The sequence below is a fragment of the Granulicella sp. dw_53 genome (assembly GCF_018449545.1).
GTDB lineage: Bacteria > Acidobacteriota > Terriglobia > Terriglobales > Acidobacteriaceae > Edaphobacter.
In genome coordinates this window covers 248564-262332 of sequence record NZ_JAAVUR010000005.1, presented here as the reverse complement: position 1 = coordinate 262332, position 13769 = coordinate 248564, and the positions used below count along the sequence as shown (strand labels likewise).

Genomic DNA, 13769 nt, shown 5'->3' with positions numbered 1-13769 from the left:
CAGGTAATTGGAAAGGATTCATGCCCGAGCTTGAAAACAATCCAGGGACGGAGCAGTTGCTTCCTCCGACGGCACCAGTATCCGATTTGAAGGTGGCCGGCTTGCCGGAGCGCCCGTTCGTCTCCGATGACGTGCTACGAGACCATGCCGCTCATCTGGCAACGAAGATGCAGCAGGTACAGCCTGCCAAGCGGGCGGCCGATCTCGATGCGCGTCTGAAGAAATTGCTGCTTCGTCTTGCGGAACGGCTACGCGCCTGCAAGGCGTTGGTGACGTCACAAGAGTTGACGCCGACGCTGGAGTTCCTGGAGAGCGGCCGCATGTTCGAGGCGGTGCTTACGGGGCTGACCGCGAGCCGGAGGCAGTTCGAGAAGGTTCCCTATGTCAAGGTGCCGGACGGAGCAGTGCCTCGTGTGGTGAATCTGGCGGAGGAATATATCGCGGCTGCGGAGGGTATCTGGTCGCAGGAGTCTCTCGCGCTCTATATCGGCGTTGTGCAGCGGGAGGATCCGCTGCTGCTGGCCGAGGTGCTCTTGCTTCCCGGTGCGCTGAAGCTCGCGCAGTTGGAGTTCATTCTCGACCGGGCCGATGAGGCCTATGCGCCGAGTGCAGGGCCGATGCCTTCGATTGAGGAGTCGCCTTTTTCCGCGCCGATCCATAGCATGAGGCGTCTGAATCAGTTCGAGTGGCAGTTGCTGCTGGAGCAGGTGGTGGCGTTCAACGGAGTGCTTGCGGAGGATCCGGCGGGCGCGTATGCGCGCATGGAGGAGGAGACTCGCGGCACCTACAGGCAGCGTGTCGCCGAGCTGGCCAAGGACTCGGACTGCAGCGAGACTGAGCTGGCGCAGGTAGTGCTCAAGATGACGCGGGAGGCAGCGGCGCGGTCTGGGAGTAATCCGCGGCTTACGCTGCGTATGTCGCATGTTGGCTACTACCTCTTCGAGGAGGGCTTCGAGGAGCTTTCTCGGCGTATCGGCTATCACGCTCCTCCTAAGGAGCGGCTGCGGAGCTTTCTGCGGAAGAACAATGTCGATGTGTACATCTTCGGGATCTACGTTCTGTCGATCGGTTTGATTGCGGCGTTCATTGCTCCGCTGGTGCCGCATCATGAGTTCCTACCGGTGATGGGGACTCTACTTCTGGCACTGCTGCCGGCGACGCAGGGTGCATCCGACCTGGTGAATAACGCGGTGAGCGCAATGCTGGCTCCGCGGGCGTTGCCGAAGCTGGATTTTGCGAAGGGGATTCCGGAAGAGGAGACCACCTTCGTTGTCGTGCCTACGCTGCTGATCCATGAGGCGCAGATACGGGAGATGTTCGAGGACCTGGAGGCGCGGTATCTTTCCAACCACGATCCTCATCTTCACTTCGGTCTGCTGACTGACTTGCCGGATTCGGAGGAGCGGCCGCAGCCGGAGGATCGCAATAGCCTGGTCGAGCTGGCGATCCATCTTACCGATGAGCTGAACGGCAAGTATGGCGCGGAGAACGCAGGCTGCTTCCTCTTGCTGCATCGGCATAGGGTCTTCAATACACGGCAAGGCGTGTGGATGGGGTGGGAGCGCAAGCGTGGCAAGCTGCTGGATCTGAATAAGCTGCTGCTGGGGGAGTTCGATAGCTTTCCGCTGAAGGCGGGACCGGTTCATGTGCTGCAGAAGGTTCGGTATGTGATTACGCTGGACTCCGACACGCAGTTGCCGCGAGGCACTGCCGCACGCTTGATTGGCGCAATGGCGCATCCGCTGAACCAGGCGATCGTCGATCCGCGGCGTCGCATCGTTACGGCAGGTTATGGGATTCTGCAGCCCCGGGTGGGGGTGAGTGTGTCTTCGGCGTCGCGGTCGCGGCTGGCGGCACTCTACTCGGGCGAGACGGGTTATGACATCTATACGCGTGCGGTGTCCGATGTGTACCAGGATCTGTTCGGAGAGGGCATCTTTACCGGCAAGGGGATCTATGAGGTCTCGACCTTGCACCTGGTGCTGGACCGCCGATTCCCGCGCAATGCCCTGCTCTCGCACGACCTGATTGAAGGTGCGTATGCACGGGCGGGACTTGCTACGGATATTGAGGTGATCGACGACTATCCATCGCACTACTCTGCTCATACGCGACGGAAGCATCGTTGGGTTCGGGGCGACTGGCAGATTACGCAGTGGCTGTTCAGCAAGGTGCCGGATGAGTCGGGTAAGTCGGTCTCCAACCCCATCAGCACGATCTCGCGATGGAAGATCTTCGACAATCTGCGGCGCAGCTTGATTGAGCCGATTACTTTTCTGCTGCTGGTCTCGGGCTGGCTGTTTTTGCCAGGCGGCGCGCTGTACTGGACGCTGGTCACGCTGGCGTTGATGTTGGTGCCGGTGTTTGTGCAGCTTGGATTCAACCTGGGCCGGGCTGCTCTCAAGCTGAGTACGGCAGGAGCGATGGATGGCTTTCGGACCTTCTTCGCGTCGCTGGGCTTCCATCTTCTTACGCTGGTCTTCATCCCTCACCAGACGTTGCTCTCTCTCGATGCGATTACGCGCTCGCTCGTGCGGCGGTTTGTGACAGGCAAGCGGCTGCTGGAGTGGGAGACTGCGGCGCAGGCTGAGACTGGTAAATCGGGCAGTACGCTAGATCTCTATCTGCAGCTTTGTCCGCTGGTCTCTTTTGTGCTGGGTGGAGTTGTGGCGCTGGTGCACTATCGGGCACTCTATGTTGCCGGGCCGATTCTGTTCCTGTGGGCGTTGGCTCCGATCATCGCGGGATGGCTAAACTCTCCGCCTCGTAAGGTCGCCGGGGCTCTGCCTGCTAAAGAGCAGCGCTTTCTGGAGGAGCAGGCACTTCTCATCTGGCGCTACTTTGGGGAGTTTGGCGGAGCTGAAAATCACTGGCTGATTCCGGACAACGTTGAAGAGAAGGGGTTGCATCAGGTTCGCAAGCTGTCTCCGACCAATCTCGGCATGTTGCTAAATGCGCGTCAGGCTGCGCTTCGCCTTGGCTTCCTTACTCTGCCTGAGTTTGCGCTTGCCACCTCGGAGACGCTTGCCACCTATGATCGTCTTGAGAAGCAGCGCGGGCATATCTATAACTGGTACGACATTGAGACGCTGCGGCCTATCGCGCCTCATATCGTATCTACTGTCGACAGCGGTAATCTGGCGGCGTCGTTCTATGCGCTGCATGGTGGGACGCTTGAGCTGCTGAAGCTTCCGCTGTTGGATATGCAGTCTTTCGTCTCGCTGGTGCGGATGTTGCAGCGAAACGAGCGGAATAGCAAGGCGCCATCGTTCCAGGAGGATGCTTCTCTTCGAGAGGCCGTGGCCTGGTTGATTCAGTGGCAGGAGTCGGAGCCGGCGGTGTTGCAGGCGAACACTTCGCAGGAGTCTATCACCGGCTGGCAAGAGCAGGAGATGATCCGGCGGCGCGACGCTTTGGCTGCGTTCGTGAGTACATGCACTCCGTGGTTGCTGCCGCAGTTCACTCCGCTGTTCGGGGTGCTGCACTTCAGCGACCCTGATAATGCAGTGATTCCGACGCTGGAGCGTGCTGTGCAGTACGCGCATGCGATGGACTCGCGATTGAGTGAGCTGGCGGCCTCCGCTTCGGACGGCTCGTCAGAACGCGAGTTGGCGGTCGCGCTGCGGACGCTGATGCCGGATGCGATTGCCGGCATTACGCAGTTGGATGGGAGCGTCCACCGTATTCTGCAGGAGTCAGAGCGGCATGCGGATGCGATGCGGTACGACTTTCTCTTTGTGGAGTCGCGGCAGTTACTCTCAATCGGATTCGATGGGCAGACGCAGGAGATTCACTCCGCCTGTTACGACCTGCTTGCCTCAGAGGCTCGGATCGCATCGTTCCTGGCGGTGGCGAGTGGCGATATTCCACAGAAGGCTTGGTTCCGGCTCGATCGAACCCACTCGCTGGTCAAGGGACGGGCGGCATTGCTCTCCTGGACCGGCACGATGTTCGAGTACCTGATGCCTACGCTGTGGATGCGCAGCTTTCCGGATACTCTAATCTCGCGCTCGCTCGAGTCTTCTGTTGCGATACAACGGCAGCATGTTCGCGGGATTCCCTGGGGCATCTCAGAGTCGGGTTTTGCCAAGACCGATCCGCAGGGGCGGTATGGATATCAGGCGTGGGGCATTCCTGAGCTTGCACTGAAGTATGGAGCAGAGGACGGACCCATCATCTCGCCATACTCCACCTTCCTGGCGTTGCCTTTCGGCCGGGAGGAGGCTCTCTCAAACCTGCACCGAATGGCCGGTATGGGTTGGATTGGAGGCTACGGCTTCTATGAAGCTGCCGACTATATCGATGGGGGCGAGCCACAGATGGTGCGGTCGTGGATGGCGCATCACCAGGGGATGTCATTACTCGCGATCACCAACCTGCTATGCGGAAACGCGTTCCAGAATTGGTTCCATGCGAATCCCAAGGTGAGGGCCGCGGAGCTTCTGCTGCATGAGCGTCCTTTGAGCAGGCAGACACTCAAGAGTCTTGAGACACGAACCCTATCGACAGAGAGCGCCAAAGCGGAGTAGTCCGGTTGCCGTTGGAGCTCTCTCGCTGTATGGAAGAGTGAAGCCGCCAGCTATGCGTTTGCATCTTGCCAGTCTCGTTGCAGAGTTCCGCGATCATGGAGATGAGACGGCTCTTGTGTTGCACCGTGGGAACCGGACTTACCGAACGAGCTATAAGGATCTTGCCATTTTGGCTGGGCGCTTCAGCGCAGAGCTTGAGCGGCAAGGTATTGCACCGGGCGAACGTGTGGTTCTCTGGGGAGAGAACTGTGCAGAGTGGGTGGGCACCTTCTTCGGGTGTCTCTTGCGCGGTGTTGTCGTCGTTCCTCTGGATGCGGCTGGGGTATGTGGATTTGCAGACCGGGTGATCGCAGACACTACTCCAAAGCTGATCGTTGGAGACGCAGCGTTGATAAGGACGTTAGGAGCTGGGACTTCTCAGTTGAGCTTCTCTGACTTCGATCGAAGCCTGCCCGAGCGGGCCTTGTTTGACGTTCATCCAACGGTTAAATCGGAGACTCCATTTCAGATCGTCTTTACGTCAGGGACGACCTCCGAGCCAAAGGGAATCGTGCATACGCATGGCAATGTGCTGGCGAGCCTTGGTCCTATTGAAGAGGAGATTGTTAAGTATAGTAAGTACGAGCGCGTGGTGCATCCGCTCCGCTTTCTTCACACACTCCCATTGAGTCATGTGTTTGGGCAGTTCATGGGTCTCTACATTCCCTGTCTGCTGGCTGCGGAGGTGCATTTTCAGTCGCAGTTGGAGCCGGCTCGCATGGTGGAGGTCATTCATCGCGAACGGATCTCCGTGTTGGTTGCCGTTCCGCGAGTGCTGCATCTGCTGCGTGTGCATCTGCAGAGCCGCTTCCCTGAGCTTGGAGCAGAACTCGATGGGTCTCAAAGTCTGCCGGCATGGAAGCGCTGGTGGCGGTTTCGACGGGTTCATCGCGCTTTCGGCTTGAAGTTCTGGGCCTTCATCTGTGGCGGAGCCACGTTATCCGCGGACCTGGAGCGCTTCTGGAACTCTCTGGGCTTCGCACTTATCCAGGGGTACGGCATGACGGAGACGGCTGCGCTGATCACTCTCAATCATCCGTTGCATATCAGCCGCGGAACGATCGGCAAGGCGCTTCCCGGGCGAGAGCTACGCCTTGAGAACGGCGAGATTCTGGTGCGTGGAGGCATGCTTTCTGCTGCGACGTGGCAGGGCGGAGAGATGAAGCCGCGCGAAGAACAATGGCTTGCTACCGGCGATCTCGCAGAGCAGGATGAAAACGGCGACCTCCGCTTCGTTGGAAGAAAGGGGGATGTCATTGTTACCGCTTCGGGCATGAACATCCATCCAGCCGATCTTGAGAACGCGCTTTCGAATCAAGAGGGCGTGCGAGGGTGCGTGGTGGTGTCCTGCGAGGCCAGCGGAGGCTCTGAGCCGGTCGCGGTTGTACTCTTCTCGGGCGATGATGCCGAGTTACAAACCGCGGTCCGGCGTGCCAACGACCGGTTAGCTTCTTTTCAGGAGATTCGCCGCTTCCTGCGTTGGCCTGAGCTTAGCTTTCCGTATACCTCCACAGGGAAGCTTCTGCGCCGTGCGGTGGCTGAGTGGGCTTGCACAGCTCTCAATCAGAGTAAGCATTCCCTGGAAGAGGTTAACGGCTACAACAAAGATGAGTTGCTTCGGGTTATCGAGTCCATCACCGGTGAGCCAGTTGCGAGCGGAGATGCTACTCGTCGGCTCTCGGAGGATTTGCACCTCGATAGCCTTGGCAGAGTGCAATTGCAGTCGACTCTGGAGCAGAGGCTTGGAGTTGAGCTCTCGGATGATGTTATGGCGGAGGTAGAGACACTTCAAGAACTTCGCACCTTGGTCGAGTCCGCGTCATCGGCTTACACGAGTCATCCTCCGATCAGCATTGCTTCCGACGAATCGACAGACCTAGCAGAGCAGCAGACCAAACCGAAGGCCTCATCGCACAAAGCTCCCAAACAAGTAGGCACTATCGCCAGTGAGCATATCTATCCCGAGTGGCCCTGGGCGCTTCCCGTGCAGATCGTACGAGTCTTGTTTGTGGAGTTGGTCATGCGTCCACTCGTTTGGTTTCTGGCTGCGCCGAAGATAGTGAACGATCTCACTTCCCTGCCTGCCGGGCCTTTTCTGCTGATTGCAAATCACGTCACGGCATACGATGGGGCTCTGATTCTGTATGCACTTCCTGGCCGGCTACGGCGGCGCGTCAGCGTTGCGATGGCTGGAGAGATGCTGCTGGACTTCCGGAAGGGACGCAATCAAGGAGACTGGTGGAGGAACGCTCTTGCTCCGTTTGCGTATTGGCTGATCACTGGGCTCTTCAACACGTTTCCTCTTCCGCGACTGCGCGGCTTTCGGAGTAGTTTTGCCTATGCGGGTCGAGCTCTCGATCGAAGCTATTCAGTGCTGATCTTTCCGGAGGGGCATCGCAGCGACGACGGAGAGATGGCGTCCTTTCGCCCGGGCATTGGCCTGCTGGCGCACGACTCACAAGTCCCCGTTCTTCCGATAGCTCTGATAGGCCTAGGGAAGATGCGGCGAGACGGTCGTTGGTTTCGTTCGGGACAGCTTACGATTCGGATCGGAGATCCTATTGCGATGGATGAAGCGGTAGAACCAGAAGATTTGACTCGCGCGTTAGAGGAAGCTCTAGGCCGCCTTATCAAGCAGGCGGCCTCAGAGTGATCTGCGATTCGGGATGGATTGGCCTCTCTATGGCAAGACCCAGCGCAGCGTGCCACTGAAGGTTCCACCGGTATAGCTTCCTGAGAACTTTTCAAGCACGGCTGCGCCCGTAGCGCCTGCACTTGCGGGGAACACTACAGTGACGACTGCCGGGCCACCGCCGGGTGCGATATTGCCGATCATGTTCGGCACGGCCGATCCTGCCGCCGCACCCAGAGCTGCACTCGTCAACTGCACGTTTTGCGCTGTTCCGCTGCCCAGGTTGGTGATCTTCACCGTTCCCAGGTAGCTGCCGTCTCCCTGCTTTGCGATGGTGGAGGTGGTCACCAGATTGACACTCCCAGCGATGACGGGCGATACGCTGGCATTTACTTTGCCCCGGACTCTGCCGCCGTTGGCGCTGAATGGAATCACCGCATTGAAACCGGAGTGCGGAACGTTCTTGAAATCCAATTGAACGGTTGCTGTCGTCGAGCCTCCCGCGGGAATATTGTTGACGATCGGAACAGGAAATCGATTGGGGTCTCGACCGGTAATGGCTGGTGTATCAGAGGCGCCCGCTTGTGGGAAGGTGAAGCCATCCAGACGAACATCGTTCGCGTCTCCCGCGCCAGTATTGTTGATCTGCAGCGTTACGACGTTGCTTGTGGAGGTGCCGGTAATGCCCACCACCTGGCCGGCGAGTTGAGCTGCCGGAGGCGAGATGCCTTCGTTGACCTCCATGACAAAGGTGTCCCAGCCCAGGCCGTTTCCGGCCGCCGAGCCTGCGCCACGCGTGAGCGTTATCGTGTTAGCGCCGACTACAAGCCGTGATGCGGGGAAGGAAAGAGTGGCCAAGCGTGGATATCCGCTGCGATCGGTCTGCCGAGCGATGGTGGAGTCGTTATTGGTTGGCAACGAACCGGTGATGCCGGCGGAGGAGCCATTGACGGCCACCGTGGGCGCACTGCCCTGCTGCATCGAGCTTGAGACGGTGAGAAAGGCAGTTCCGGTATAGAGACGAGAGAGGTTGAAGTTGATGGTCCAGGTGCCAGCGTTGGTCTGTGCGTAGTACCAGTCCTTCGGCTCCCAACTGCTGCCGACGGTATACGTCAGCGTTCCTGGTATCTGCGATGGCTTTTCATAGGCGCGGGGGTTCGATCCGTCGGCGGGATTCGTCGCCAGAGCGAACTCTCCGCCCATGCGATCGGCTTTGCCGATCTGCCACAGGAAGGTGGTGCGATTGGTCGGAGTCCACGCGATAGTGCCGAGATCTGCTGTAGGTCCGCTAAAGGTGATGCCGGTCTGTTTGTACTGGTCCGTAATGGAGCCCTTGCTGGCAAAGATGTAGAGAGTGTAACTCCCGGGGTTCGTCGTGCCGGGAGCCCATGGCGGAGGGACACCAGGAATGGTGAAGTTGCCATTGGCGTCGGTCTTTACGAAGTAAGTGGGCTCGTGAATGGTGTAGACGTCGGTGACGTTCTGAGTGGAGAGCAGAGCCCAGAAGCCATCAGCCGGTCTTCCGTCGGCGATCTGCAGATGGCCTGTGACGGTCGTGCGCTGCGCCGGCGTTGGGTAGAGAGGATCATTCATCCAATCGGAGCCTGCACGATTTTCGGCGATCTCTTCCTGCGCAACATCGTAGGCATCGCGAAGGACACTCTGCGGATTGACGGGGTCTCCAACCGTCACAAAGAAGTACCAGGGGCCATAGAGGCGTTTATAGCCAGCGGGCAGAGGGTAGCTGGGCAGACCGTAGTGGTTCGCTCCAAAATAATTCAAGACAATTCCGTCCTGGTGTACGGCCAGATCCTGGTGATTGGGACCGACTCCATAAAACGCGGCGAGCGTCTGATCCGTGACGCCTCCCAACGGTGTAAGCCAGGCTCCATAGCCGTGACCATAGTGGCCGAACATAGGGTTCTCGTGATGGTAGAGAGACCAGTTGTACTTCGTATAGACGTAGCCGTTGGGAAGGTTGCCAGAGTTGCTATCGGGAGGGGGCAGAGCAGGATTGTTGATGCCATCGACCCGCCATGTCTCATCCTGGATGTTGGTTTGAGTCGCCAGGTACGCGTAGGTAGGCTGCTGGCCGTTCAATGCTGTGCCAGGCGCGTCCGGGCTGCCTCGCTCCCAGTTGAAGACGTGATCGAGGAGCGTGCGATTCCAACGGGTAACGACGCGAAGCTCACTGATGCTGAACGCGCTGGCGGCGGTCTCGATGACATAGCCGTAGAGACCGCGTTTACCGCGACGCATGATGAGGTGATGTTCGGGGCGCAGAGTCGCTGTGGTCGTATCGACAAAGGCTACTTCGACCAGGTCTGCGGAGTTGCGTAGTATCTTGACTTGGGAACAGGACAGGCTGGGTGTGCCGCCGCTGGCGTCGACGTAGAAAGAATTTTGCCCGTCAAGCGGCGCGAGCTCCTGGCCGTTGGCGACGATGGAGAGTGCCAGCATGGTCTTCGACGTGGCGTTCTTTCCGTTGAAGGTAAATCGAACGAGACCGTTATCGAGGACGAGTCCTGACGAACCCGATGGAAATGGGAACGAGTAGGTACCGACCGCCGCGGGCGCGCCATCCAGCAGGACCTGCACATCGGGATTGGCTTGGGCGTTCGCGGGCGAAGCGAGAAGACCAACCAGAATCAAGACCGCGATCCGGGCGCAATGGATTGCTGGAGTGCGCATAAGCTTTTCTGCTTTCATTGGTTCCCTCAAAGGTTTTCATCCATGGTTCTGCCTAAAGACAGGCGCTCTTGATTCAGGCGTGTTGCCTGGTCAGCTTGTACTAAGCGAAGACAATTTATGCGGTTGTGCAGGATGGTCGGTGGGTAAGATTCGCGCGTTCCGGACAGAGGTGTAGCTCATGAAGAAACTGTCTCTCTATTGGTTTAAGAACGACCGAAACGATAAGCGCAAAACTCGCGACCGTCAATAGAGTTTTGGAGATGGGTGCGAATAATTTCGTGAAATTAAGATCAATGCCGCAAGAGGATTCGTTTCACAATGATCCCAGTCCCTTAACGGAACATCTGGTCTCATCTTGTCTTGGCAATGACCAAGAATCTCACTTCACTGACAACCACTGGAGGCGATGGCATGCCTCTACGGTCTTCGGATTCGCTCTAGCGACGGATCGTGCGTTTGATCTCGGCGTATTGCAGGAGGATGAAGGTGTCGGTCATGCCCGCGATGTAGTCGGCGACGGTACGGGCGAGTCCTTCGGTCTGGACCTCTTCGAAGTAGGAGGGGGGAAGCTCTTCGGGCTCTTCGATCCAATAGTTGAAGAGAGAGGTCACGACCTCTTCGGCCTTGTCGTGCTCGTTTTCGAGTACGGTGCAGGTATAGAGGGTGTCGTAGAGGTACTGCTTCTCCTGAAGCCGCTCCGCTTCCACTTGCGGGGAGAAGATGGCCAGCCGCGAAGGGTGGCTCCTGATGTCGTCCAAGCAGGTCGCGCCCAGCACTCGGGTGTTCTCGAGGGTGGTGTGGATGAGGTCGTCGGTGAGGATGTTCTGCATCAACTGCAGAGCCTCGTTGAAGAGGTACTTCTGATCTACTCCTACGTGCTGTTTGGCGACAGCGCTATAACAGCGGGCCAGAATCTGGACGTTGTCGCAGATGTGGTTGATGTCGAGGAGGCCAGACTCTACGCCGTCATCTAAGTCGGCGGTCAGGTAGGCAATCTCGTCGGCGAGGTCGATGATCTGAGCCTCGAGGGGCGGGCGCTCGCCGAGGAAGTAGGAGGCTAGCTCGGGGTGCTGCTCCGCGCTGTAGTCGCGGGAGTGCTTGATGATGCCTTCGCGTACGCCGAGGGTGAGATTGAGGCCGCGGTGGGCTGCGTAGCGCTGCTCAAAGTGCTCCACGATGCGGAGAGCATGGAGATTGTGGTCGAAGCGGCGTCCGTGGCGCTTCAGGCATTCGTCGAGGGCTCGCTCGCCCGCGTGTCCGAAGGGAGGATGTCCGATGTCGTGGACGAGAGCCAAGGTCTCGGCGAGGTCCTCGTTCAGGCCGAGGGTGGAGGCCGTCGCGCGGGCGATCTGCGCGACCTCCATGGTGTGGGTGAGGCGGCTGCGAAAGTGGTCGGAGGCGCGGCTGGTGAAGACCTGAGTCTTGCCGGCGAGGCGACGAAAGGCGCGAGCCTGCACGATGCGCTCCCGGTCGCGCTGGAAGGAGGTGCGCGACGCACGGGAGGGCGCGGGATAGACCCGTGCAAGGAGAGGGTTGTGCTCATCTCCTGTGACGGCACAGAGTTGGAGTGGACCTGCCATGTTCTCTAATAAGTGTAACGAATCCGGTGCGTGATACGGAGACGCCGCTGGTCCGTTCGAAGCGGACAGCGGCGGTCTCGGATGGGTGAGAGTCTGCCGCAATCCAGGGAAGGATTGCGGCGATGGCGTTTCGCTATTTTGCCGTCTTATCGGCTGTCGGTGTGACCCTGGCCAGCTTGACCCGGGCGTTTTCGAGTTTGCGCTGAACCTTGGATACGTCGGCAGGATCAGCGTCCGCCGGAAGAGAGCGGGCGTACTCGGTCATGGAGCGCTCCCATTGAGCGACGGCGAGCTTGAGCTTGCCGGTCTTCTCATAGACCTCGCCGAGGTGATCGTGGACAGTGGGGTCGGTATTGATCCGTTCGTTCGCCTTGCGGAGGTTCTCTTCCGCCAAGGCGTACTGGCCGGACTTGAATTGAACCCAGCCAAGAGAGTCGAGGAAAGCGCCGTTCTGAGGATCCAGATCGACTGCCTTGCGGATCAGGGCCTGAGCCTCGGGAAGCTTGACGCCGCGGTCGGCAAACATGTAACCGAGATAGTTCAATACGGTCGCATTGTTCGGGTCGATGACGAGCGCTTTGCGGAACTCGGCCTCGGCCTGGTCGTACATCTTTTCGCGGTCGTAAAGAGTTCCACGGAGGAAGCTGACGTAAAGCTTTTCTTCAGGACGCATTGCGAGAGCGGAAGCCTTTTCGATCTGCTCGGAGGCGCCTTTGAAGTTTTTGGTACGAGTATAAATCTGAGCGAGAGCGAGATAGACGTCGCGGTCGTCCGGATTGCCGGGTGCGGGAGCGAGTTGAGCGTTAGCCAGGGTGATTCCCTGCTCGAGATGTCCTATATCCGCAAGCTGGCCTGCGTACATCAACTGAACCTGACGATCCTTGGGAAGAGCCTTCGCGGCATCGGCAGCGACAGCGGTCGCTTCCTTCCACTGATGAGCGTCGCGATAGGAGTCGATCTCGCCTTGATAACCGCTCTTGACGAAGTCGCCACCCAGATCGAGGATCTGCTTGTAAGCCGCTACCGCTTCCGTGGTCTTATTCTGCTCGCGATAGATAATTCCGAGGCGATCGAGGAAGATTGCGCGGTTGGCCTTCTCGGCGTCGGAGTACTTGCCGTCGGTATGAGCGGAGCCCTCGAGAAGTTTGACGAGAACCGCTGTGGCCTCGTCGTAGCGGCCGAGAGAGTCGTAGATCAAGGCTTCGTTATAGGTAAGTTCGAGAGAGTCAGGCGCGAGCGGCTTGGCCTTCTTGAGGGTATCGAGCGCCTCATCGTAGTGCCCTTGCCGGCGCTGAATCTCGGAGATGTGGATTTGGGAGACGGCGTCCTGGGGCTCGGCTGCGACGATGGCGTTGAGGTTCTTGAGAGCTTCGTCCAGTTGACCGTCGGCGAGGAGGGCGTTAGCTAGACCACGCTGGGAGTCGACGTTGTCGGGATCCAGATCGCAGGCCCGGCGGTAGGCGTCGATAGCCTCCTTGGACTTGTGGAGCTGATCGTAACTGATGCCGAGGGCGTACTCGATCCGTGCCGAACGGTCTCCGACGGGGACGGAGCTGAGAGTATCCGCGGCGCGCTGGGCATCGCCCTGCTCACTGTAGAGGCGCGCCATGTTGAGGACGACCTCTTCGGAGTTCGCGTCAATCTTCTGAGCGGCCTTGAACTCCTGCTCCGCCTTGGCGGAGTCGTGATTGAAGCCGTAGAGCTGACCCAGGAGAAGGTGGACCTCAACGTCGTTGGGCTTGAGCTGGGCTAGCTTTTCGTACTCCGCGATGGCGAGTTGCAGCATCTGGCCGGACTGAGCGCTTTGCATATCTCCCAAAGAGCGGAGATATACCTTGCCGAGAAGGGTGTGCGCGTCGATGTCATTCGGGTTGCGGCTAACCTGCTCCTGCGCGGCGGTGACTGCCTCGCGGATGCGGCCGATCTTGAAGTAGAGGTCGGCGAGTCCGTCCTGGAGGAGCGGCGAGTCGGGATCTGCGGTGAGGGCGAGCTTGTACTCCTCGACGGCCTGGGTCGCGTAGTCGGATCGACCAGCGTTGACGGCTAGATCCTCGTAGAGGTGTGCGAGTCCGTAGTGATAGTAGGCAGCGGAACGATCTTGGATCTGGGGTGCTGCCGCTTGCGGAACCGGTTTTTCGGCGTACAAAGTTGAAGCCGTAAAAAGAACAAGGGCGGACGCCGAAAGAAGACCGAAGGGGCGAAGACGGGGTGCGCGCTGAGACAAGGTCATGAAGTGTGGTTTCCTCGGCCGTTGTTGGCCTGTACTGAAACAGAACGAAAGACACCTTTTAGACGGTA

5 protein-coding genes are annotated in these 13769 nt (G+C 58.8%); 2 read left to right on the top strand and 3 right to left on the bottom strand.

Annotated elements, in window-relative coordinates:
• Positions 1-20 precede the first annotated feature (20 nt).
• Both HB393_RS10075 and HB393_RS10070 read left to right on the top strand, forming a co-directional pair.
• Positions 21-4529 (top strand): glucoamylase family protein, encoded by a 4509-nt coding sequence (locus HB393_RS10075; protein WP_213805036.1) that lies wholly within the window; start codon positions 21-23, stop codon positions 4527-4529.
• Positions 4530-4581: 52 nt separating this feature from the next.
• Positions 4582-7221 carry an AMP-binding protein gene (locus tag HB393_RS10070; protein WP_213805035.1) on the top strand — a complete coding sequence of 880 codons (2640 nt, stop codon included), beginning with the start codon at positions 4582-4584 and terminating at the stop codon, positions 7219-7221.
• Positions 7222-7248: 27 nt separating this feature from the next.
• Here the strand turns inward: HB393_RS10070 and HB393_RS10065 are convergent, their stop codons facing one another.
• From HB393_RS10065 to HB393_RS10055, 3 genes are all read right to left on the bottom strand, one after another.
• Positions 7249-9891 carry a polysaccharide lyase family protein gene (locus HB393_RS10065; RefSeq protein ID WP_213805034.1) on the bottom strand — a complete coding sequence of 881 codons (2643 nt, stop codon included), beginning with the start codon at positions 9889-9891 and terminating at the stop codon, positions 7249-7251.
• 437 nt (positions 9892-10328) lie between these two features.
• Complete coding sequence (gene dgt / locus HB393_RS10060; protein ID WP_213805033.1) at positions 10329-11471, bottom strand: dGTP triphosphohydrolase; 1143 nt, start codon at positions 11469-11471, stop codon at positions 10329-10331.
• 133 nt (positions 11472-11604) lie between these two features.
• Complete coding sequence (locus tag HB393_RS10055; RefSeq protein WP_213805032.1) at positions 11605-13701, bottom strand: tetratricopeptide repeat protein; 2097 nt, start codon at positions 13699-13701, stop codon at positions 11605-11607.
• Positions 13702-13769: the final 68 nt, after the last annotated feature.

Coding starts and splice junctions, on each gene's coding strand:
- HB393_RS10075 (WP_213805036.1), top strand. CDS start 21: ATGCCCGAGCTTGAAAACAATCCAGGGACGGAGCAGTTGCTTCCTCCG.
- HB393_RS10070 (WP_213805035.1), top strand. CDS start 4,582: ATGCGTTTGCATCTTGCCAGTCTCGTTGCAGAGTTCCGCGATCATGGA.
- HB393_RS10065 (WP_213805034.1), bottom strand. CDS start 9,891: ATGCGCACTCCAGCAATCCATTGCGCCCGGATCGCGGTCTTGATTCTG.
- dgt (WP_213805033.1), bottom strand. CDS start 11,471: ATGGCAGGTCCACTCCAACTCTGTGCCGTCACAGGAGATGAGCACAAC.
- HB393_RS10055 (WP_213805032.1), bottom strand. CDS start 13,701: ATGACCTTGTCTCAGCGCGCACCCCGTCTTCGCCCCTTCGGTCTTCTT.